The sequence below is a fragment of the Robbsia sp. KACC 23696 genome, assembly GCF_039852015.1.
Classification (GTDB): domain Bacteria; phylum Pseudomonadota; class Gammaproteobacteria; order Burkholderiales; family Burkholderiaceae; genus Robbsia.
Genome location: NZ_CP156627.1, coordinates 213394 through 235217 on the forward strand (window position 1 = coordinate 213394; position 21824 = coordinate 235217).

General features: G+C 62.3%; 18 protein-coding genes. 12 read left to right on the top strand and 6 right to left on the bottom strand.

The features are described 5' to 3' along the window. The first annotated feature begins 157 nt into the window (after positions 1 to 157). Entirely contained in the window at positions 158 to 1078 is a 921-nt protein-coding gene (locus ABEG21_RS15765; protein ID WP_347557592.1) for a LysR family transcriptional regulator, read from the top strand. Here ABEG21_RS15765 and gcvA read toward each other — a convergent pair. After that, positions 1059 to 1991 carry a transcriptional regulator GcvA gene (gcvA, locus tag ABEG21_RS15770; RefSeq protein WP_347557593.1) on the bottom strand — a complete coding sequence of 311 codons (933 nt, stop codon included), beginning with the start codon at positions 1989 to 1991 and terminating at the stop codon, positions 1059 to 1061. The genes ABEG21_RS15765 and gcvA overlap by 20 nt on opposite strands. Positions 1992 to 2169: 178 nt before the next feature. Between gcvA and ABEG21_RS15775 the strand changes: the two genes are divergently transcribed. Both ABEG21_RS15775 and ABEG21_RS15780 read left to right on the top strand, forming a co-directional pair. Further along, on the top strand, positions 2170 to 3441 hold the full coding sequence (locus ABEG21_RS15775) for an MFS transporter (RefSeq protein ID WP_347557594.1): 1272 nt from the start codon (positions 2170 to 2172) through the stop codon (positions 3439 to 3441). A 156-nt stretch (positions 3442 to 3597) separates the two neighbouring features. After that, positions 3598 to 5325, top strand: coding sequence for an ATP-binding protein (locus ABEG21_RS15780; RefSeq protein ID WP_347557595.1), 1728 nt, complete (start codon positions 3598 to 3600; stop codon positions 5323 to 5325). Positions 5326 to 5353: 28 nt separating this feature from the next. Here the strand turns inward: ABEG21_RS15780 and ABEG21_RS15785 are convergent, their stop codons facing one another. The 3 genes from ABEG21_RS15785 to ABEG21_RS15795 form a co-directional block, all read right to left on the bottom strand. After that, on the bottom strand, positions 5354 to 7456 hold the full coding sequence (locus ABEG21_RS15785; protein WP_347557596.1) for an ATP-binding protein: 2103 nt from the start codon (positions 7454 to 7456) through the stop codon (positions 5354 to 5356). A 154-nt stretch (positions 7457 to 7610) separates the two neighbouring features. Further along, a complete protein-coding gene (locus ABEG21_RS15790; RefSeq protein ID WP_347557597.1) occupies positions 7611 to 8018 on the bottom strand; it encodes a hypothetical protein in 408 nt (135 codons plus the stop codon). Positions 8019 to 8115: 97 nt separating this feature from the next. Then, a complete protein-coding gene (locus ABEG21_RS15795) occupies positions 8116 to 8943 on the bottom strand; it encodes a hypothetical protein (protein WP_347557598.1) in 828 nt (275 codons plus the stop codon). A 376-nt stretch (positions 8944 to 9319) separates the two neighbouring features. On the opposite strand from ABEG21_RS15795, the gene ABEG21_RS15800 reads away from it, so the two are divergent. From ABEG21_RS15800 to ABEG21_RS15815, 4 genes are all read left to right on the top strand, one after another. After that, entirely contained in the window at positions 9320 to 11197 is a 1878-nt protein-coding gene (locus ABEG21_RS15800; RefSeq protein ID WP_347557599.1) for an AI-2E family transporter, read from the top strand. A 361-nt stretch (positions 11198 to 11558) separates the two neighbouring features. Further along, positions 11559 to 12035 carry an AraC family transcriptional regulator gene (locus ABEG21_RS15805; protein ID WP_347557600.1) on the top strand — a complete coding sequence of 159 codons (477 nt, stop codon included), beginning with the start codon at positions 11559 to 11561 and terminating at the stop codon, positions 12033 to 12035. After that, positions 12032 to 12730 (top strand): HAD-IA family hydrolase, encoded by a 699-nt coding sequence (locus tag ABEG21_RS15810; protein ID WP_347557601.1) that lies wholly within the window; start codon positions 12032 to 12034, stop codon positions 12728 to 12730. The genes ABEG21_RS15805 and ABEG21_RS15810 overlap by 4 nt, the downstream gene beginning before the upstream one ends. 25 nt (positions 12731 to 12755) lie before the next feature. After that, positions 12756 to 13115 (top strand): cupin domain-containing protein, encoded by a 360-nt coding sequence (locus ABEG21_RS15815; RefSeq protein ID WP_347557602.1) that lies wholly within the window; start codon positions 12756 to 12758, stop codon positions 13113 to 13115. Here ABEG21_RS15815 and ABEG21_RS15820 read toward each other — a convergent pair. Continuing rightward, the gene (locus ABEG21_RS15820) at positions 13112 to 13606 is read right to left on the bottom strand and encodes an Lrp/AsnC family transcriptional regulator (protein WP_347557603.1); all 495 of its coding nucleotides are present in this window, start codon (positions 13604 to 13606) and stop codon (positions 13112 to 13114) included. The two genes, ABEG21_RS15815 and ABEG21_RS15820, sit on opposite strands and share 4 nt — an antisense overlap. A gap of 107 nt (positions 13607 to 13713) precedes the next feature. After that, positions 13714 to 14607, bottom strand: coding sequence for an N-acetyltransferase (locus tag ABEG21_RS15825; RefSeq protein WP_347557604.1), 894 nt, complete (start codon positions 14605 to 14607; stop codon positions 13714 to 13716). A 290-nt stretch (positions 14608 to 14897) separates the two neighbouring features. On the opposite strand from ABEG21_RS15825, the gene ABEG21_RS15830 reads away from it, so the two are divergent. The 5 genes from ABEG21_RS15830 to ABEG21_RS15850 all read left to right on the top strand — a co-directional run bounded on the left by ABEG21_RS15830 (position 14898) and on the right by ABEG21_RS15850 (position 21808). Continuing rightward, positions 14898 to 16193, top strand: a complete 1296-nt coding sequence (locus ABEG21_RS15830) for an FAD-binding oxidoreductase (RefSeq protein ID WP_347557605.1) — start codon at positions 14898 to 14900, stop codon at positions 16191 to 16193. Positions 16194 to 16283: 90 nt separating this feature from the next. Continuing rightward, positions 16284 to 17903, top strand: coding sequence for an ABC transporter substrate-binding protein (locus ABEG21_RS15835; RefSeq protein WP_347557606.1), 1620 nt, complete (start codon positions 16284 to 16286; stop codon positions 17901 to 17903). Between the two features lie 79 nt (positions 17904 to 17982). Beyond that, positions 17983 to 18939, top strand: a complete 957-nt coding sequence (locus ABEG21_RS15840; RefSeq protein ID WP_347557607.1) for an ABC transporter permease — start codon at positions 17983 to 17985, stop codon at positions 18937 to 18939. 86 nt (positions 18940 to 19025) lie between these two features. After that, positions 19026 to 19985 carry an ABC transporter permease gene (locus tag ABEG21_RS15845; protein WP_347557608.1) on the top strand — a complete coding sequence of 320 codons (960 nt, stop codon included), beginning with the start codon at positions 19026 to 19028 and terminating at the stop codon, positions 19983 to 19985. Beyond that, positions 19985 to 21808 (top strand): ABC transporter ATP-binding protein, encoded by a 1824-nt coding sequence (locus tag ABEG21_RS15850; protein ID WP_347557609.1) that lies wholly within the window; start codon positions 19985 to 19987, stop codon positions 21806 to 21808. The genes ABEG21_RS15845 and ABEG21_RS15850 overlap by 1 nt, the downstream gene beginning before the upstream one ends. The last annotated feature ends 16 nt before the right edge of the window (positions 21809 to 21824 follow it).

Genomic DNA, 21824 nt, shown 5'->3' on the forward strand with positions numbered 1-21824 from the left:
TTAAGTGCCACGCCGCACAACGTCCGTTTTATATATCGCAGACTGGAAGGCGGCCCACCTTGACGCAGGTGATGGCAGTTCGGAGGGTAGCGCGTCATAAATCTCGGGAAATACTGATATCCTATTCCCAGATATGGCTTCCTCCTATATTGAGAACATGTCCTATACGCTTCAGCAATTGCGGCACTTCGCGGCGGTCGCCGAAACCGGTTCCGTTTCGCGCGCGGCGGAGAAATGCTACATCTCACAGCCGTCCCTTAGCGCCTCGCTGAAAAATCTCTCGGAATTGCTTGGTACCCCGTTATTCACGCGGCAACGTACCGGCGTCGCGTTGACGGCGGAAGGTGAGCGGTTTTTCAAGCACACGCGCCAGATCTTGCAAGATGTCGCACGCGCCGATCTGGACATGCGGCAGCAGCCCACGAGCGTCGGCGGCGTCGTGCGAATTGGCGTGACGGAAACCATCAGCGGCTATCTCGTACCGGCCCTGTTATTGGAATCCCGCCGGCTTTTCCCCGATCTCGATATTCAGTTGGTAGAAGACGAAAGACGCGGCATCCAGCGCGCGCTCCTGAAGCGGGAGGTCGATTTCGCGCTGCTGCTTGTCTCGAATATGCAACCGATCGACGCGATCAGCATCCGGCCGCTGCTCGATTTTCCGCGGAAGCTCTGGTTCTCCGTCGATCATCCGCTGCGGGATCGCGCGACCATCAGCCTGCAAGATGTTGCGGAATGGGATTTCTACCTGCTGGACAAGGACGAGCACGTACAGACGACCAAGAAGTATTGGGCGAGCTACGGTTTGGCGCCGAAGGTGGTGATGAAGACCAAATCGCCGGAAGCCATTCGCAGCCTCGTAGCCAACGGCCTTGGCGTGACGATTCTCTCGGACCTGACGTATCGCGAATGGTCCCACGAAGGCGGGCGTATCGTTCGGCGCACGCTGTCCGACCCGATACCGACGATGGCGCTCGGCTTTGCCTTCCGGAAGGACGAAATCCTGCTCCCCGCAGTGACGCATATCGTCGACATGCTCCGTGCCTTTGCGGGGGGCGGCGTCAAGGGCGCGACGTTTTAAGCACGCCCTCCGGCTCGGCCATCGCCGTGATCCAGCGCTCGAAGGCCTGAACCGCCGGATCGTCGGCGCGATCCGGATGCGTCACCAAGGTGTAGTCGTCGGCACGCCATGTCGGCGCGGGGATCGGGCAGACCAGACGTCCGGCGGCGAGATCCCGTTGGATCAGCGGCAGCGATACCAGCGCGACGCCCAAGCCCTCGATCGCCGCCGCCAATTGCAAATACGCATGCTCGAACTCCACATGCCGCGCTGGCTTTAACTCCGCTGCGCCGGCCGCATCCAACCAATGCGACCACCCCGCGCGCGTACTCGCGGAATGCAGCAGCGTGTGATGCCGCAAGTCCGCGACTTGCTGAATGGGCAGACGACTTAACAGCGTGGGGCTACAGACCGGCAGTCGAACGTCCGCCATCAAGGCACGCGATTGCACCGCCTGTCCCGCCTCATGGCCGGATCGCACGCCGATGTCGTAGGCATCACCGATATAGCGCAGCTTGCGCGACGTCGTCGACACGCGAACATCGATGTCCGGAAACTGCGCCTGGAAATCCGCAAGGCGCGGCAATAGCCAGCACAGCGCAAAGCTGGCCAGCACATTGACACGAACCCTGCCCGAGATCCGACGAACCGCGGCATCGCCACGAACACGGGATGCCGCCGAAGACAGTCGGCGGAACGCACCGCTCACATCGTCGAGCAATCCCGCGCCCTCGTCGGTCAGCACCACCCCGCTGGCGCGTCTCTCGAAAAGCGGCACGCCGAACCAATCCTCCAGCAAGCGGATCTGCTTGCCGACGGCCCAGTGCGTCACATGCAGGTCCACCGCAGCCGAGGCGAAACTGCCCTGCCGCGCAACCGCCTCGAAGTGACGCAATGCGTTCAGCGGCGGCAATCGATCCGGCTGTTTATCCATTCGCCATTCCCTCCATGACGTGACTTTTTCTCCCCTATCGCGCGATATTACGTCAATTGAGGCGCCGGGAGCACCGTCATAAAATAGTCATCTTCTCCGGCGCATCGCAAGACGGGTCTTTATTTCCCTCGACGCTGCGCCCGACCGTCTCCACGCTCCGTCCTAAAAAAGGCCTTGCATGCGCCTGATCCCCCCGTTCCGATTTCCCGGTGCGCCGTCGCCGGACACGACGCCGCCCGGGCCCGCGCGGGACACCCGCAAACGCGTGCTGTGGCTGTCCTGTATCGCGCATGCGCTACATGATGGCTATACCGATATGATTTACGCGTTGCTGCCGGTGTGGCAGTCGGATTTCGGACTCAGCTATGGCGCACTGGCAGTGCTGCGCGGCATCTATGCCGGCACGATGGCCGGCCTGCAATTACCCGCTGGAAGACTTGCACAGTGGCTCGGTAGTCGCGCGACATTGGCACTCGGCACTTTCTTCGCGGCGCTCGGCTATGCGCTGGCCGGTCTGTCGGGTGGCTTGGTGGGACTTTGCATCGCCCTGGCCCTTTCCGGGAGCGGCTCGAGCACCCAGCATCCCTTGGCCTCGGGCGCCGTCTCGCGCAGTTATGGCAAAAATGCACGCGGCCCCCTCGGCATCTATAACTTCGCCGGCGATCTCGGAAAGTCCGCACTGCCTGCCGCCATCTCACTGATGGTGACGGTGATGCCCTGGCGACACGCTCTGTGGATCGTCTCAATAATCGGCTTTGTCGTGGCGGCGGTGCTCGCCGTGGCGTTTCCCGCGATCTCCCGCCATACCCTGCCGGAAACCGACGTCGCGCGCGCGCCCGGTACCGCGCCTTCCGCCAGCAAGCCCGCATCGCAGCGCGCCGCGCCTCAAAGCGACCGTGTCGGCTTTACCGTGCTGCTGACGATCGGCATCCTCGATACCGGCGTGCGCATGGGCCTGCTGACCTTCCTCCCTTTCTTGATGAAAGAAAAAGGCGCGAGCGGCGCGCTGATCGGCACCGCCTTGGCGCTGGTCTTTATCGGCGGCGCGGCCGGCAAATTCGCCTGCGGCTGGCTCGGTGCGCGCATGGGCGTTATCGGGACCGTCCTGGCGACGGAAAGCGGCACGGCCGCCGCCATCCTCGCCGTACTGGTCTGCCCCTTGCCGCTGGCCATCGTCCTGCTGCCGTTTCTCGGCATGATGTTGAACGGCACGTCGTCGGTGCTGTACGGCACCGTGCCCGAGTTGACCTCGTCGGACCGGACCGAGCGCGCGTTTGCCGTCTTCTACACAGGGACAATCGGGGCGGGAGCCATCGCGCCGGTGATCTACGGCGTACTCGGCGACCGCATCGGCGTCCACGGCGCGACGATCGCCACCGCGGCCACGGCGCTGGCAATCCTACCGCTGGCCCTGCGCCTGCGCGGCGCACTCGCCGATACCGCGCCTTAGCCGCTCCAGCGCTTACGCCGAGATGGCGGCTGCAAACCTCTCCGTGGCCATCGCAACGGCCGGCACTTTTTCCGCTACTCTAGTGCCATCGCCCCAGTTGACCGCTAACGACGGTCATTGGACACTGATGGGTCCGAGCACGAGAGAAGAGTCTTTATGCGGGTGTTGAGCAACGACCATCAATGTGCCGGCTGGCATGGCGAGATGGCGCATCGAATCCAGGAATTCGATTGGTCCACGACCTCCCTCGGACCGCTAGACCGCTGGTCGAGCAGCTTGCGCGCCGCCGTGCGGTTGGTGCTCGCCTCGCCGGTCCCCCTCGTCATGTTGTGGGGCGAAGCAGGCTATATGATTTACAACGATGCCTATTCCGGCTTCGCCGGCGGGCGGCATCCTTTCCTGTTGGGCGCACCGGTCGAGACCGGATGGCCCGAAGTCGCCGCCTTCAACCGCAATGTCGTCAACACCTGTCTCGCCGGAGGCACCCTGTCGTACCGCGACAAGGAACTCGTGCTGTTCCGCAACGGCCAGGCAGAGGACGTCTGGATGGACTTGTATTACAGTCCTGTCATCGAAGACGACGGCAGCCCGGCAGGCGTCATAGCGATCGTCATCGAGACCACGGAACGCGTTATCGCCGGACGCCAACGCGATGCGGTGGAAGCCGATCTGATTCAACTGACGCGCCATCTCGAGCAACGTGTCGCCGATGCGGTGAAGGCACACGCCGAGGTAGAGGAGCAGCTGCGGCAATCGCAAAAAATGGAAGCGATCGGCGCATTGACCGGCGGCGTCGCGCACGACTTCAACAACATCCTGCAAATCATTTCCGGCAATCTGCAGCTGCTTTCCATGCAGGAGCGTCAGAACGAGAATGTGCAGAACCGCGTAGGCATCGCCTTGGCCGCCGTCGACCGTGGGGCCAAGCTCTCGTCGCAATTGCTGGCGTTCGCACGGCGCCAGCCGCTCTCGCCCGCCGCCGTCAATCCGCGCCGCATCTTCGACGATCTGAACAGTCTGCTCGAACGTGCGGTGGGCGAAAACATCGCCGTGCAAATGCAGCTTCCCAGCGAACCCTGGCTGATACACGTCGATCGCAACCGCCTCGAAAATGCCGTCCTGAATCTCGCCATCAATTCCCGCGATGCGATGGATAGCGAAGGCGAGCTACAGGTCATGGCCGAGAATGTGATGCTCGATCACACCGATCTGGTTGGCGCCGAGGTCGGGCCCGGCGCCTACGTACGCATCAGCGTCCGGGACAACGGGCCGGGCATGTCGGCCGAGGTGATCGAACGGGCCTGCGAACCTTTCTTCACCACCAAGGAATTCGGGCGGGGGACCGGGCTGGGATTGAGCATGGTGTTCGGCTTTGTCCGGCAAAGCGGCGGCCATTTATCGATCGAGAGCGAACTTGGATTCGGCACCACGGTGCATATGCACTTCCCGCGCTGCCTCGGTCAGGAAACGCCTTCCGAACGCAGCGTCTCGGTATTGCCCGGTGGCGGCAATGAAACGATTCTGGTCGTCGAGGACGACGCCGGCGTGCGTGCGACGTCGGTCGCGCTATTGCACGAACTCGGCTACACCGTGCATCAGGCGTGCGATGCCGGCGCTGCGTTGTCGATGCTGAAGAATGGCGTCAAGGTCGACCTGATCTTCACCGACGTCGTTATGCCCGGTCAGGTTCGGAGCGCCGATCTCGCCGCCTGGGCGCGCAATCACTACCCACCGATTCCGGTGCTTTTCACGTCCGGCCATACCCGCGACATCATCTCGAAAAACAACGTTTTGGCGCCGGACGTTCGCTTGCTGACGAAACCCTATCTACCCGAAGCACTGTCCACCATGGTCCGGGAACTGCTCGCGCGCCGCGAAACGTGATTCGGCATGCCGCATGATGGATGCGTGGCTATTGCTCGACCGCAAAGCGGGCTACCGTCGACAGCAACGCGTCGATCGGCACCGGCTTGCGCAGCACAATGGCATCGCTCAACTGTTCCAGCGCGAGCGTGTCCGCATAGCCGCTGACGAAGATGATCGGCAGCGTCGGCTGCAGCTCGCGCGCGAGACGTGCGACTTGGGCGCCGTTGAGGCCCGGCATCAGATAGTCGATCACCGCGACGGCAGGCTTGATCGATGCCAAGGCCGCGAGACCGGCCTTGCCATCGGCCGCCTCGATGACCTCATGGCCGCTGCAGCGGAACAGCTCGGCCATGGCCGCACGCACTTCTTCATCGTCATCGATCAGCAGCACCGGCGCCCGTGACGCGTGCGTCGCCGCCGGCTGCGATGCATGTGGTTCGGGCATCGTCGGCTGGATCACCGGCTCGGTCCGCAGCAGCAACAGATCGACGGTCGTCCCACGGCCCACGTCGCTGGTAATGCGCAGCTCGCCGCCACTTTGCCGCATGACGCCGTAGACCTGCGCCAATCCGAGACCGGAGCGCTTGCTCGCCTCCTTCGTCGTAAAAAACGGCTCGATCGCGCGGGCCGCAACGTCCGGCGTCATGCCGAGCCCGTCGTCGACGACATGGATGGCGACGAATTGCCGAGGCTGCGTATCGACGGTTTCGATGACCGAGGGCGACGTGCCGATGCGCAGATGGCCCCCCATCGGCATCGCGTCGCGCGCATTGATCGCAAGGTTCAGAATGGCCAGTTGCAGTTGCTCGGGGTCCGTCCGCACCCAAACGCCCGCCGTCTGCACGTCCAGCACGACATCGACGTCAGGACCCAGCGCGTTGCCGACGAGTTCGCGCGCCCCTTCGATGACCACATCCAGCTCGACCGCGCGAACATCGATCAACTGCGTCCGAGAAAACACCAGCAACTGCTTCGTCAGGCGCTCGCCGCGTTGCGCGGCGGTCTCGATACTTTCGAGATGACCGTGACCCGGGTGACCCGGCGCGATGTATTGGCGAACCAGATGCAGATTGCCGCTGACGGCCATCAGCATATTATTGAAATCATGCGCGATGCCGCCCGTCAATTGACCGAGCGCCTCCAAGCGCTGCGCGCGGTACATACCCGATTCCGCCTTCCGCCGTTCCTCGCCCTGCGTGAGTAACAAGGCCGCTTGTTCCGCCAGTTGTCGATTCAGATCCGACGCCGCATGTTGCTCGAAACGCGCGAGCGCGGCGTAGGCATTCTCGCGGTTTTCACGGGCGAGTCCTTCTCTGAAAATCAACAGCAGCAGCGGCGCGAGAATCAGCAGAATCAGAAACGTGACTGCCGCTTCCACACTCAGCGATTCGGCATGAATGGCGTGCAACAGCGACGCCGCCACAATGATCGGAAACACGGCCAGCAGCAAATGGCGGCGCGTCGCGCGACCGGACGCGCTCGCCGACGTGATCAACGCCGCCCATCCTTGCTCGGGATCGGTGACGATGAACGCGGCCGACAACAGGAACAGCGCGCCAGCCGTCGGCGTCGACATCGTCGAGTAGAAAAATACATGGTGCAGATCGGGCACGCCAAAGGCCAGCCCCAACAAGGCGGCACTGGCGATCAGCAGCGCGCTGCCGGTCAGGTAGTCGGCTGACACGATATGACCGGATGCACGTCGGAACTGACCAATGGCAACCAAGGCCATGCACACGGCTGTCGCGATCGAACACTGCGCCTCAGATTTGAGATAGCCCAGCGTGATCACGCGCGATAACAGCGGACTGACGACATCGGCGCCGGTAATAGCACGCGACACCAACGCGATGATCGCGGCCGCGAGCGCGACCGCACTGAGGGCACGTATGGCACGACCGGAATCACGCGGAGGGAGGAAGCCGGACAGGGCGAGACAGACGATGCCGACACTAGTCAGCGTGGCCATCGCCACTTGCCGTGTCGCGGCCAGCGCGGGCGATTGAATTTGCCCGAGCACGGCGCAGAATACAATCAACAACGCGACCACGCAGGCGAGCCGAACACCCACACGCGCATAGCGCGCGATACGCTCGTTAATACGTTCGTTTGGAACGGATCGTATATCGGACGCCGACTCTGTTCGCATGCCCGTCGAACCTGTGTGGATCTCTTAAGATCCTTTTTATCACATCTCCGACGCGTCAAGCGCGACATTCCATCCGTTTTGAAAACAGTGGATGCTTGCCACCACAGTGAAACAGCGCATGTCCCTCGGTGCCACCCATTTCGAGCGTTAAGATTTACTGTCCACAGTCGAACAGACGCTCGGCTGCACTGAACGTTTCTGCCAACACGCGCCCCTTCGGCGTCAGCAGAAAGCGGCCGTTTTGCTCGATGATCGTGCCGCTGTCCCGTTGCTCGATCAGACGCTTGTCGACCTCGCGGGCGCTAAAGACATCGTCGGCGTAGAAACGGTCCATTTCGTCTCGCGTCAGACCATCGCGGGAGGCAAACAGATGCTGAATCATCCTCACGGAAGCGGACCGATCGACGCTGGCCGGCACCGTCAACACAAAGGCGTAGATGGCCAGAAAGGCCAGGAAGGCGTCTTTCGCCGCGAGCGCGATGGCCTGATCGCGGTAACGCGCGACAACGTATTGCGCGACCGACACAAAGCACGCCATGGCGATGCCTTGATAGAGAAGCATGCCCGCGGGATGGCATTGCCGCAGAACCACAAAGAGCACCAAAAATACGGCAAAGGTTAAAACGACGGATTTCAAGGACTTCTACCCTGCAACGGGCTCAATAAACGATGTCTTGCGACGCGACTTTCGCGTGTGCAACAAACTCACGATACAGCGAGGCAACGCATGCCGACCAGACGGCCGTCGCAAGCATCGTCGTGATCGCGCCAACGGTCGCCGTTTCCAACAGGAGATTGGCGTGGCTCAATACCGAAAGCAAAATATGATAGAAAAAATAATGCAGTATTTTCGCTGCGTAAATCGGGATGCCGACGACGAAGTGTAATAAGAAAATGGTCCAGAATCGTCCCCTAGTCAATTGCCACGCACCGGATATCGACAAACGCTCGCCGATTGCGCGACTGCAGTAAAGCATCTCCAGCCGAATCAAAGCAAACGCATCGAGCGCGATAACCACGATAAAAAGCGGCACGCCGATCACGAGCCACATCAGCACGCCGCCGTGCGTCAACGACGTCAGACGCATCAGCAAAAACGGTACGACGAATGCGATAATCCCGCCGAACACGGACGCAAACGCGAAAATCCAGGTCAGCCACCAATTCCGCCAGACACCCCGCAAATACGAGATGCCGGCGCTGTTGTCTTCGCCGAACGTCGCATACCGCATGACCTGAACCGACAACATCACCATACCGAGCACCGCGCCGATCGCCGCGCCGAATTCTCGCAAATAATATTTTGGGACAACCGCGGCGCCCGTTACCTTTGCAGCGCGTATCACCTCCGCCACCTCCGTACTCCACAGCGTGGTGGAAAAGGTCAGCGTGAAAACAATAAGACTGATCAATGGGCGGCTGACGATGGCCGCGATACCGTTCGTCCAACTGGCCTTGAAAAGAGCACCAAATCGAATCGCATCCATTTATTGTGAGATGAATGAGGTTTTATGGAAGATTCGCAGCGGTATCGCAAAAAAGCGGGCGCCATACAGCCCGGTCGCGGCCTTACCGGTGAAAAGGAACGGTGAATTTAGCGATTGTAATATAAAATAACGATTCGTTACAAATGGAAACCGCATCTTTCCATCTCGAAAGAACGTCTTATCGTTATTCCGTGATGTGCGCTCGCCACGCTCGCGAACGTTTCCCGTCGCCGGAGCCGCGACGGCGGCCGTGGTAGATTACGCAGTAAGGCATGGCGATCGCTGCCGGGCGACTTGTCCACTTGTCCGGCACGCCGACCGTTGCGCTATCGTCCACGCTTGCACCGCCCTTCTCCGCTGACCGATCGATCCAACCGTGCAGAAACCCAAGTCCGTATCCACGCTGTTCGAGCGTAGTGTCTATGCGATCGCTTTCGTCGTCATCGTCGCGTCGCTGCATTTCGCGGCCGAGGTACTGATCCCGGTAACCTTGTCCATCATCCTCAGCTTCCTGATCATGCCGCTGGTGGCCCGGCTACGGCGCGCCGGCTTCGGTCACAATTTGTCGATTACCTTGGCGGTGCTGATCGCGGTCGTCGTGGCGGGCTTTATCGGTATCCTGATCGCGTCTCGCGTGATTCAACTGGCCTCCGACGCTCCGCTGTACGCCGTGGTGCTGCACGAGAAGATCCTCGCGCTATCCAATTTCGCCAATGTCGGCACCAATTGGTTCAGCGAGCGTTTCCGGTCGGTGTTCGACTACGGCACCCTGAATAGCAGCAACGGCGCCGCCACCGGGGGTGCCGTCCCGAAATTCCTCGACGGCGCGTCGCTGCCCGGAAACGACCCGCGCTTCTTGCTGCAGTGGCTGATCCGTTTCGCCTGGCCCATCCTGTCGTCCACCGGCGTCGTCCTGGCCGTCCTCGTGTTCGTGCTATTCGAACACGAGGCGCTGCGCGACCGCTTTATCCGCGTCACGGGCACCCGCGACATCCGGGCAACCACCGTGGCGGTCAATGAAGCCGGGCAGCGGCTGTCGCACTACTTCGTCTCGCAACTGATCATCAATGCCTGTGTCGGCTTGACGATCGCCATCGCATTGTGGATCGCCGATTTATCGGGCGCCCTGCTGTTCGGCATTCTCGCCTTCGTCTTCCGCTATGTTCCGTATGTCGGGGTGCTGATCGCCGCGGCGGCCGCCGCCTTCATGGGTATGATCTCGTCGGATGGATGGACGTTGGCGCTGACCGTCGTCGTCATCTTCGTGTCCGTCGAGCTGGTTTTCTCGCAATTCATCGAGCCGCTGTTCTATGGCCATAGCACCGGACTCTCACCATTGTCCGTGGTGCTGTCCGCGATTGTCTGGGCCTGGTTATGGGGCCCGGTAGGACTGGTTCTATCGACGCCGCTCACGCTGTGCCTGGTCGTCTTCGCGCGACATTTCGAGTCCTTGCGTATTTTCGAGATACTGCTCGCGGACCTTCCCGCCTTGAGTCTTTCGGAGCGCTTTTACCAACGCGCGCTATCCAATGACGCCATCGAAATCAGCCGCGACGCGCGCAGCTATATTCGCAAGCGCTCGCTGGTGGCCTATTGCGACAAGGTCTTGATTCCAGCGCTGATGCTCGCCAAAGCCGATGTCGACCGGGGTACGATTGGCGAGGCCGAGCGGAGCGCCGTCGGCAACTCCATTCTGGTGGTGCTCGAGGACATCACCGCGGACTCGAAGCGGCGCCGGCGGCGTCTGCCCAAAGTGTCGCTGGCCGACGGCGCCAGTCTCGGCCAAATTTTGAGATCGCGTCGGGAAGCGGTTCTGGGCAAGATGCAAGGTCCTATCAGCGGTCCGCCTCGCTCCTTGATTCTGGTCGTGCCGGCCCACGCGCTCTATGACTCCTTGATGGCCGAAATTCTCGTACGCGTGCTTCGTGCGCGCGATCTGGATGCGCGCCACATCACGCCGGAAGAATTCATGTCGCCACCGCCGAATGCGAACCCGGCATTGGTCGGGGCGTGTTTCCTCGTCTATAGCCCGGCGGATGCCGATACCGATTCGCACGCCGAGGGGCTGACGAACACGATTGCCGCGCGGCTGCCTCACGCTGCGCGCGCGGCCGTGCGCATTGCCGATCCCTTCGCCGAAGACAGCAAACCGGCGCAGGCCGAGGCCAGCGAAAAGCTCCTGGTATCGTTTAGTGAAGCGCTCGAATTCGCGCTGCAAAATACCACGGTCGATGCGCCTCGGCAGACCGCGTAGCGCACGGACATCACGCGGAGCACGACACGCCGCTTGCGCTTACGCGACGAGATTGGACGGCAACGCGCCTGCGGACAGTTGATCGAGTCCGTCTATCGTGGCGGAGGCGCGTGATTGGATCGTTGCCGAGATCTGCGAAAACATGCGTCGCGTCGGTGATCGCTTTCCGCAGATGCGAGCGCAACACGCAGGCAACGGCGGCGCGCGACGCACCGATACCTGTCATGGCAATACGGCATAGAATCTGCGGCGCGACCTCGCCTTATCGCTATTCGCTGCGGCGGCCGTGCGCGAAATCAGTTTTTTCGACGGCTTCGCGTGCCTTATGCTTTCCGTCATGCACCCGATTCCACGGTCCGACATGACGGCATCCTTTCCGCTTGCGACACACGGCGCCCGCGTCCAGGTGTCCCGGCGCCATGCACTGGCGATCGAGGCCATCTGTACGCTGATCCACCGGCACCCCGCGGCTGATCACGCGGTGCCGGTGCTGGCCGCCATCGCGCGCCTGAGCGTCGCGCGCTTCGCAAGGGTGTTCAAGCAGCACGTGGGCGTGCCACCGCATCAATATGTCTCGCGTGTTCGCGTGCAGCATGCGCTGACGATGCTGGAAAGCGGCGCGACAGCGTTACAGGCCGCGCTCGCCAGCGGATTCTACGATCAAAGTCATCTTTCCCGCAGCATGAAGACCGTCGGTACCGCGCATGCCGTGGAATGTCAGACGTTGATGCACCGGCTTCGTCTTGGCGCATCGACGAATTTTTCACCCTCACACAGTCAGGCCGCCCTCGCCGGCGGCCATGCCGTTCACTTTCATTCCTTAGAGAGTCTTTCATGAGTCTGAAGCGTTTCAAGGTCCTGACGTTCGACGTTGTCGGCACGCTGATCGATTTCGAACGTGGCATGCTGAACTATCTGCGCGAAGTCGCACCGGATTCGAAGGTGCAGGACGAAGACTTTCTCGCCGCCTATCGTCAGGCCCGCAAGCGCCCGGATACGATCGCCTATCCGGACGACCTGGAACTTTGCTGGCACATCGTGGCACCGGGGCTTGGCCTGCCCGACACCGATGCCATCGCGCAAGGTTTCCGAGATTCGGTATCGCGTTGGCCGGCCTTCCCGGATTCCATCGAAGCGCTGGCGCGCCTGCGTAAGCATTTCAAGCTGGTGACGATGACCAACGGCCAACGCTGGGCGCTGGAACACTTCGCGACCACACTCGGCCAGCCTTTCGATCTGAAATTGAGCGCCGACGACTCGCTCTGCGAAAAGCCCGATGCGCAATACTTCGCCTACGCGCGTGGCCGCTTCGAAGGCGCATGGGGCTATACGCAGGAAGACAATCTGCACGTTGCGCAGAGCCAGTATCACGACATCGGCATCTCGAAAAAGCTAGGGATCACGACCTGCTGGATCGAACGGCGCCATGGCCAGACCAGTTCGGGCGGCACGATCGAATCGGCCCATACGGTGCCGGATTTCCATTTCCATACGCTCGCCCAATTGGCCGACGCGGTGGAAGCCGACCAATAAGCGCGCCTACCGGAAAACCACCATCATGCCGATCACGATCTTGCGCCAGGCGGCGCAACTGGACTCGCTCGAAATCGACGGACCGGTAGCCCGGCCGTTGTCGACGCCCCCCTGCGTCACCAAAAGTCTCGCCGTCGACCTGGAGGGGGCCGGTGCGAATCGCAGCGGAATCTGGGAAGTCAGCGTGGGGCGTTTCGAACGGCAGTTGGCCAATGCCGAAGTCATGCATATCCTCAGCGGCGAATGCACGTTCACGCCGGTTGGGGGCGAAGCGCTCGCGATTCGCGCAGGCGATACGCTGTTCTTCCCGGCCGACACGAATGGCGTCTGGGACGTCAAGGCCCCGATTCGCAAAGTCTATGTGGTGATGGCCGCAGGCGCCTAGGCCGAGGGCGAGAAAAGCCGTTCTATCGGGTAGTGTGTCTTGATGAACGGCGACTTGATGACGATGAAACTGAAGTATTTTTCGATACCGATATTGCGTTCGAGCAAGCCTTCCATCAATTCCTGATAGTGATTCACCCCACGGGTGATGACCTTCAGCAGATAGTCATAGCCGCCGCTGACAAGATGGCACTCGATGATTTCGTCCATCTCCTTCACCGCTTTCTCAAAACGGATGAAGTCTTCGCGATGGTGATCCGACAGCGTGACTTCGGTAAACACCGTCAAGGTGTCGCCCAACTTCTCCATCCTGATCTGCGCGCTGTAACCGTCGATGAAACCGCCCTGCTCCAGCCGTTTCACGCGGTTCAGGCATGGACTGGCGGACAAACCCACCGCTTCCGCGAGATCGACATTCGTCATCCGGCCGTTTTTCTGCAATTGGCTCAGGATGCGGAGATCCAGTCGATCGAGTTTCAGATTTGCTGCCATGAATTTCCAGCCAGAGGTCGTTGTGTCGTGGCACGGTGCGTCCTGCCGGCGCCGGGCGCAGCGCACCGGCTAGAGAGTACCGCGCACGCCGGCTCCAAGGCAACCCTCTATCCCAGCGCCTGGGCAGCGATCGCGATATGACGCACCTTTGGATCCACCGCAAGCGCGGGGCCGTGACGCATCATCGGCACGGTGGTCACACAGCTCAAGCCCAATGCGGTCAACCAGGGGCGCATTTCCGCGACGATCTCGCTGCGAACATCGATCCGCAGGAATCGCCCGGTGGCCGCGCTACAGAGATGCGCAATCATCGCCTGGGCCTGCAGCGCATTTGCCGCCGCAACCGGCCCGATATAGACACCGCGCCCGAAACGCCGCATGATCGCAAAGCCGACGGCTTCCATCTCATTATCCAGGACGATCGCGTGCATCGCATGATCGAGCCAGGCCGCGATCATCGGCTCCCGGGACATGCCGCTCGCCCGCGCGTCCAAGGCCGCAAGCGACGCCACGTCGCGGCGGCTTGCCGGGCGCAGGCGGGCACCATCGGGCAGCGGCATCAAGGGCGCCGGGCGCGGTCGGCCTTGCCATTGCTCGATGCCGCCATCCTGGTGAAAACCCGCGCTTTGCGCGAGGGGCAGTCGATCGCCAAAGGCATACAGCACGATACTGCGATCGAACAGGCCGGCCATCAAATCCGCCAGCAAGCGCCGCTCGCTCGGGCCTCCGCGATAGGCGGGCGCGGCCACCAGCAGCCCGATGGAGCCGGCCTGCGTGCCCCAGGTCCAGCGTTGCCCCACCGCAGCGAGACCGCCATGGGCCTCGACTACACGCCCTTGACCCAGGTCGCTTAACAAGCGCCAATCGCTGAGTCGATGGGGCCAGCCGATGTCTTCGGAAAAATGCAAGGCGGTGGCAAGGTCGGCCGCCGCCATATCCCTGATGTGAAACGCCGGATCGGGCGAATCGCGCAATAGGAAGGAGGTCGTCGAAGCGCTCATGGGTACGAGGTAGGACGGAATAGACTGGAATAGGACGCGTCGATGTCGATGATGCCTATCGCCCGCGCCGCGCGGCTAGGAAAATTCGGTCCTTTTCATCGGAGCCTTCGAATTCTTCCGTTCCTTGCTTCGGCACCGCAAACAATGCCGTGAAGGCCCCTTCAAACCGCAGTTCCCGCTGCCGCGCACGGTCAATACGAGGTGAAGCCTTGGTTTTGACGTGATTCAATCATTCCATTGTCTCGGCCCGGTCATCACCGGGTCCCCTCTCTAAGCCGATTGCCCGCTCGATGAAACTGGAATCTTATTGGAAGGAAGGACTGCCGCCCACGCACTGGGAGGCCAGCCCCCTGCCCGCGACAGCGGATGTCGTGGTGATAGGCGCCGGCTTCTGCGGCCTCTCCGCAGCGCTCGAACTGGCCCGCAGTGGTCTGCGCGTCGCCATCCTGGAAGCCCATGACAACGTCGTCGCGGAAGCATCGGGACGCAACGGCGGCCATGTGAACAACGGTCTGGCGGTCGACTACGCCACGCTCGCGGACAAGATCGGCACCGACAAGGCGCGTGCGCTCTATCATGTCTACGACGATGCGGTCGATACGGTTGCTCGCCTTGTGCAGCAGGAACAGATCGATTGCGATTTCCTGCGACACGGCAAGTTGAAGCTGGCATCACGCCCGGCGCATTACGAGACGCTGGCGCGCAGCTTTCAACGGCTCGCCGACGATAAAGTCGATACCGATATGGGCCTGCTCGATCGCGCCACCGTGCGCGCCGAAGTCGACAGCGATCAGTATCACGGCGGCTTGCTGTACAAAAAAAGCGGACAGATGCATATGGGGCGTTTCGGTCGCGGCCTGGCGGGAGCGGCCGTGAAGCACGGCGCCAGCCTGCATCTGTCGACACCGGTGGAACGGCTCTCGCGTATCGGCGGCAGCGTGCACGGTTATCGCGTACATACGCCGCGCGGCGTGATTCGCGCCGAACGCGTCTTTGTCGCCACCGGCGCTTCGCGTCATGGCGGCTACGGTTCCTTCGGATGGATTCGTCGACGCATCGTGCCGATCGGCAGTTTCATCGTCGCGACCGCACCGATGGGCGAGGCGCGCGCCACCGCCCTGCTGCGCGAACGACGCACCTATGTCACCACCTCGAATCTGCATCACTACTTCCGCATCTCGCCCGATCATCGGCTGATCTTCGGCGGACGCGCCCGCTTCGCCATCTCGAATCCCTTGTCCGATGCGGCGAGCGGAAAGATTCTGCAGCAAGGTCTGCTCGCAACGTTTCCGCAACTGCAGGACGTGCCGCTGACGCACTGCTGGGGCGGTATCGTCGACATGACGCGCGATCGCTTGCCGCACGCTGGCGAGCGCAACGGGCTCTACTACGCGATGGGCTTCAGCGGCCACGGCACGCAGATGTCGGTTCATACCGGTCAGAAAATGGCGCAGACCATGCTCGGCGATACCGAAGCGAATCCGTGGCGACATCGCGATTGGCCGGCCATTCCGGGCCATGTCGGACCGCCGTGGTTCCTGCCGGTCATCGGCATGTACTACCAGATGAAAGACGCATTGGCCTGAGCATCGCGCAACCGGAAGCACGCCGACACGATGCGTGTCGACCGCGCGCACCGTATTACTCCCTGGAACTTGACATCGGAACTTGGCACCATGACGCAACGCAAGAAACTCGAGACCCTGCTCGGTGAACGGCAATCGGATCATTTGATGTCCGTCCTGAAAAAAGGTGCCACGCGTCGCGACGTGCTCGCGATCCTGGCCGCCGGCGGCATGCAGTTGGCGCTCGCCGGCACCTTGGCCGGTGTCGCGACCACCGCGCACGCGGAGACGCCGCGCCGTGGCGGCAAGATCCGTGTGGCAGGGGACAATGCGTCTGCCAGCGATACGTTGGACCCGGCAAAGCAGTCGAACAAAACCGACTATAGCCGCGGCACGATGCTCTATAACAATCTGACCGAGCTGGATGCGACGCTGACGCCGCAGCCCTCTCTGGCGGAGTCCTTCACGACGCAGGATGCCAAGACCTGGGTTTTCACGCTACGCAAGGGCGTGACCTTCCACGACGGCAAGGGATTGACGCCGGCTGATGTCGTCTATTCGCTGATGCGTCACAAGGACCCGGCAGTGGCCTCGAAAGCCAAGACGCTCGCCGACCAGATCGAGAGCGTCAAGGCAAGCGGGCCGAATGCCGTCACCGTCGTGCTCAGCGCGCCCAACGCGGACTTCCCGGTCATTCTCGGGACCTTCTATTTCCATATCGTCAAGGACGGCACGACGGACTTCTCCTCCGGCATTGGTACCGGTCCGTTCAAACTGCAGACGTTCCAGCCCGGCGTGCGCTCCGTCGTCGTGCGTAACCCGAACTACTGGAAGCCGGGCCTGCCCTATCTCGATGAAATCGAGTTTGTCGGCATCGGCGACGAAAGCGCGCGCGTCAATGCGCTGCTGTCCGGCGATATGGACCTGGTCGCGACGATCAATCCGCGCTCCGTCGCGCGCGTCAAAGGCTCGTCCGATCACACCGTGTTCGTGACCCAGTCCGGGCAGTACACGGACCTGATCATGCATCGCGACGCCGGCCCGGGCGCCAATCCGGACTTCGTGCAGGCCATGAAGCTGCTGCTCGACCGTAATCTGATGAAGCAGTCGATCGCGCTCGGCTATGCGGTGCTCGGCAACGACCAGCCGATCGATCCGACGAATCGCTTCTTCGCGCCCGGCCAACCGCAAACGATGCTGGATCTGGACAAGGCGAAGTTCCATCTTAAAAAGGCCAACCTCGGCAGCACGCCGATTCCGGTGGTCGCCTCGCCGGCGGCGATGTATTCCGTCGACATGGCTTTGATTCTGCAACAGACCGCACGCCAGGCGGGATTGAACCTCGATGTCAAGCGCATGCCGGCCGACGGCTTCTGGTCGAACTACTGGCTGACGGCACCGGTCGGCTTCGGCACCGTGAACCCGCGCCCGAACGCCGATACCTTGCTGACGCAGTTCTTCAAGTCCGATGCGCCGTGGAACGAGTCACGTTGGAAGGATCCGAAGTTCGACCAGTTGCTGCTGGCCTCGCGCGCGGAGACGGACATGGCCAAGCGCAAGCAACTATATGCCGACATGCAAACGATGATCCGTACCGACGCCGGCATCGGCATTCCCTTGTTCCTCGCAACGCTGGACGGTCATAGCAACAAGCTGAAGGGCTTGTCGCCGATTCCGTTGGGCGGGCTGATGGGCTATTCGTTTGCCGAACACGTGTGGCTTGCTGCCTGATCGACAGCCATCCGATGCCGCGCCGTCGCGCGGCATCGCCCCCCGCCAGTCCTGCTTGCCTTATCGAAGGAGAACACGCGTGAACACCGCCATCATCCGCCTGCTCGTACGTCGTATCGGCGCTGCGCTGCTGTCGCTTCTCGCAATTTCGGCCATCGTTTTCGCCATCACCGCGGTGCTCCCGGGCGATGCCGCGCAAGCGCAATTGGGCCAGGACGCAACGCCGGAAGCAGTCGCCGCGCTGCGTGCGCAAATGGGCCTCGACGTGCCGGCCCCCACGCGCTACTGGCACTGGCTCGAAGGCCTGGCGACCGGTCATCCCGGCGAGTCGCTGATGACGCACACCTCGGTGGCCGGCGTCGTCGGCAACCGCCTCGGGCATTCGCTGGTGCTGGCCGGCTTGACCACTTTGATTTCGGTGCCGATCGCGTTGACGCTCGGCATCCTGTGCGCGGTGGCACGGGGATCCGCGTTCGATCGTACCGTCAGCGTCGGCGTCGTGAGCGTCGTATCGGTACCCGAGTTCCTGGTCGCCACCCTCGCGGTGTTGCTGTTCGCGGTCAAGCTGCACTGGTTGCCCGCGCTGGCATATATGAACGATGGCGATCCTATCGGCAAGATGCTGCGATCGATGGCGATGCCGGTGATGACGCTGTGCTGCGTGATCGTCGCACAGATGGTGCGGATGACGCGCGCGGCGCTGATCGATCAATTGCAGGCGCCTTATATCGAGATGGTTCGACTGAAAGGCGCGACGCCGGTGCGCCTGGTGCTGCGTCACGCGCTGCCCAATGCCGTCGGTCCGATCGCCAATGCCGTGGCGTTGAGCCTGTCTTACCTGCTCGGCGGCGTCATCATCATCGAAACGATTTTCAACTATCCGGGCATCGCAAAGCTGATGGTCGATAGCGTCAGCCAACGCGATATGCCGATCGTGCAGGCCTGCGCGATGATCTTTTGCGCCGGCTATCTGATCCTGGTCACGACGGCCGATATCTTCGGCATCGTCGCCAATCCGCGCCTGCGGCACCGATAGCACGCCGCAACGGGCCGCGTGCGCTGCACGACGGCCACGCCGTACGCAAGACAAGCCTTTCATGATTTTCGATGGAGTGTGAACCGATGAACAAAGCCACGCAAAGTCGCATCGACGTAACGCTGCCCGGCGAACCGGCCTTCGTGCCTGCGACCGGGCCGCTTGCCGCGATTCGCCGCGCATCCGGCCGGCTCGGCCCGGCGGGATGGATCGGCTTGTGCATCATTCTGGGATGGGTCGGTGCCGCCGTGTTCGGCGCGGCTTTCGGAGGTGCCGCCGGCTCGAGCTATGGCAGCGGCGACGTCCAGATCTTTGCTGGCGCGAGCGCCAAGCACTGGCTCGGCACCGATTATCTCGGGCGCGACATGTTCGCCCGCGTCGTCATGGGCGCGCGTTACACCGTCGGCCTGGCCTTTGTGGCCACCTTTATCGCCAGCGGTCTGGGCACGACGCTGGCGCTGGTCGCAACCGTCGGCGGTACCGCTGTCGACACGGCGATGAGCCGCGCGCTGGATACGCTGACCGCGATTCCCAGCAAGATGTTCGCCTTGATCATGGTGGCGGCCTTCGGCTCCTCCACCTGGATGCTCGGCGCCACCGCCGCCATCATTTATCTGCCGGGTGCCTATCGGATCGCGCGCTCCCTGGCCGTGAACATTCATGCGATGGACTACATCGCCGTCGCTCGCACGCGGGGCGAAGGGCTGTTCTACATCATGACGCAAGAGATCTTGCCGAACATCGCCGGACCGATGCTGGCCGACCTCGGCTTGCGTTTCGTCTACGTCGTGCTGTTGCTGGCCAGCCTGAGTTTTCTGGGATTGGGCATCCAGCCGCCCGACGCGGACTGGGGCTCGCTGGTGCGCGAGAACCTGGACGGCCTCGCGGAAGGCAGCCTTGCCGTCATCGCGCCGGCGCTCGCGATCGCGAGTTTGACGATCGCCATGAATCTGTTGATCGATAACGTTGCCGGCGGCGCGAAGTCGCGCAAGCGCAAGGCTGCGGCAGCCGGGGCAGCCGCCTCGAAGCAATCGGAGAAGATGTAATGGGCGCCTCGATCCACGTCAAGAACCTGACGATTACCGCTGGCGATGCGGTGCTCGTCGACCGCCTTCATTTCGATATCGTGCCGGGCGAAGTGCTGGCGCTGATCGGCGAATCGGGGTCGGGCAAGACCACGACCGCGCTGGCCATGATGGGCTATGCGCGCGAAGGCTGTACGATTTCGCGCGACAGCACGATCGAAGTCGGCGGCACCGATATCCTGGCGCTGCCGGCCGACGCGCAGCGCGCATTGCGCGGCCGCAAGATCACGTATGTGGCGCAGAGCGCCTCGGCCTCGTTCAATCCGTCGCGCACGATCATCGATCAAGTTATCGAGCCGGCCCTGATCCATCGAACGGCAACGCGCGAGGAAGCCGAGCGCAAGGCCGTCGCATTGTTCCGCGAACTGTCGCTGCCCGATCCGGATCATATCGGCGCGCGCTATCCGCACCAGGTTTCCGGCGGTCAATTGCAACGCCTGATGGCGGCCATGGCGCTGATCACGGACCCGGACGTCGTCATTCTCGACGAGCCCACCACGGCGCTCGACGTCACGACGCAGGTCGATGTCCTACGCGCGTTCCGCCGCGCGGTGCGGGAACGCAAGACCACCGCGATCTACGTCAGCCATGATCTCGCCGTCGTAGCGCAGGTGGCCGACCGTATTCTGGTATTGCGCAATGGTCGGATGCAGGAGAACGGCGAGACCGATCAGATCCTGCATGCGCCGGGCGACGATTACACGCGCAGCCTGCTGGCCGCCGCGCGCCCGGCCGTGCGCGTCAACGAAAGCAATCTCGCTCGCAGCGGCATGGCAGCGGCCGCACGGACGCCGGCAACGACGCTCGACGAACGCGACGCTGCCTCCGGGCGCAACGATAACGATACCGACGCGAATGGCGTGGGCCCGACGACGACCCCTGAAACGCCGCTTCTGCAAGTGGACGTCCTATCCGCCGGCTATGGCCGACTCGATAGTCAGGGGCGTCCCGAAATCAAGATTCTCGATCGCGTCGATCTGAAGCTATATCGCGGTCAATCGATCGGCGTGATCGGTGAATCGGGCTCCGGCAAAACCACCTTGGCGCGCGCCATCGCCGGGCTGATCGCGCCCTATGACGGACGTATCCGGTTCGACGGCAAAGCGTTGGCGCATTCACTCGACAAGCGCAGCCGGGACGATCTCCGGCGTATTCAAATCGTGTTCCAGATTGCGGATACTGCTTTGAATCCGGCCCATACGATAGAACGCATTCTGGCGCGCCCGCTGCGGTTCTATCACGGGCTGAAAGGCCGTGCCTTGCAGACGCGCATCGTGCAACTGCTCGATATGGTCCGCATGCCGCGCGACACCATGCATCGACATCCGGCAGAACTGTCGGGCGGACAGAAGCAACGGATCAATCTGGCGCGCGCCCTGGCGGCGGAGCCCGACCTGATCTTGTGCGATGAAGTCACGTCCGCACTCGATACCGTCGTCGCCGCGGCGGTGTTGGATCTGATGGCCGAACTGCGCAAGGAACTGGGCGTCTCGTATCTCTTCATCAGCCATGACCTGCACACGGTCAAGGCGATATGCGACGAGATCGTCGTCATGCAGCATGGCCGCAAGGTCACGCAGATCGCGCGGCCCGATTTCGATAGGCCCGCGCCGCATCCCTACTATGCGCTGCTGTCGCAATCCGTCCCGGAATTGCGGCGCGGCTGGATCGATGAAGTCGATCTGCACGGCGTGCGCGCCCTGGCCGAACAGGCCGCCCGCGACGCGCAATCGGCTGCGACGGATACGTCACACACACAGCGCGACAGCGCGCTGACTCACTGAACGATTAAGGAAGACA

Excerpts from the sequence above, each read along its gene's own strand:
- ABEG21_RS15805 (WP_347557600.1), top strand. The coding sequence starts at position 11,559 with ATGACGGCATCCTTTCCGCTTGCGACACACGGCGCCCGCGTCCAGGTG.
- ABEG21_RS15765 (WP_347557592.1), top strand. The coding sequence starts at position 158 with ATGTCCTATACGCTTCAGCAATTGCGGCACTTCGCGGCGGTCGCCGAA.
- gcvA (WP_347557593.1), bottom strand. The coding sequence starts at position 1,991 with ATGGATAAACAGCCGGATCGATTGCCGCCGCTGAACGCATTGCGTCAC.
- ABEG21_RS15845 (WP_347557608.1), top strand. The coding sequence starts at position 19,026 with ATGAACAAAGCCACGCAAAGTCGCATCGACGTAACGCTGCCCGGCGAA.
- ABEG21_RS15830 (WP_347557605.1), top strand. The coding sequence starts at position 14,898 with ATGAAACTGGAATCTTATTGGAAGGAAGGACTGCCGCCCACGCACTGG.
- ABEG21_RS15775 (WP_347557594.1), top strand. The coding sequence starts at position 2,170 with ATGCGCCTGATCCCCCCGTTCCGATTTCCCGGTGCGCCGTCGCCGGAC.
- ABEG21_RS15810 (WP_347557601.1), top strand. The coding sequence starts at position 12,032 with ATGAGTCTGAAGCGTTTCAAGGTCCTGACGTTCGACGTTGTCGGCACG.
- ABEG21_RS15835 (WP_347557606.1), top strand. The coding sequence starts at position 16,284 with ATGACGCAACGCAAGAAACTCGAGACCCTGCTCGGTGAACGGCAATCG.
- ABEG21_RS15790 (WP_347557597.1), bottom strand. The coding sequence starts at position 8,018 with ATGCTTCTCTATCAAGGCATCGCCATGGCGTGCTTTGTGTCGGTCGCG.
- ABEG21_RS15825 (WP_347557604.1), bottom strand. The coding sequence starts at position 14,607 with ATGAGCGCTTCGACGACCTCCTTCCTATTGCGCGATTCGCCCGATCCG.
- ABEG21_RS15795 (WP_347557598.1), bottom strand. The coding sequence starts at position 8,943 with ATGGATGCGATTCGATTTGGTGCTCTTTTCAAGGCCAGTTGGACGAAC.
- ABEG21_RS15780 (WP_347557595.1), top strand. The coding sequence starts at position 3,598 with ATGCGGGTGTTGAGCAACGACCATCAATGTGCCGGCTGGCATGGCGAG.
- ABEG21_RS15785 (WP_347557596.1), bottom strand. The coding sequence starts at position 7,456 with ATGCGAACAGAGTCGGCGTCCGATATACGATCCGTTCCAAACGAACGT.
- ABEG21_RS15820 (WP_347557603.1), bottom strand. The coding sequence starts at position 13,606 with ATGGCAGCAAATCTGAAACTCGATCGACTGGATCTCCGCATCCTGAGC.
- ABEG21_RS15815 (WP_347557602.1), top strand. The coding sequence starts at position 12,756 with ATGCCGATCACGATCTTGCGCCAGGCGGCGCAACTGGACTCGCTCGAA.
- ABEG21_RS15850 (WP_347557609.1), top strand. The coding sequence starts at position 19,985 with ATGGGCGCCTCGATCCACGTCAAGAACCTGACGATTACCGCTGGCGAT.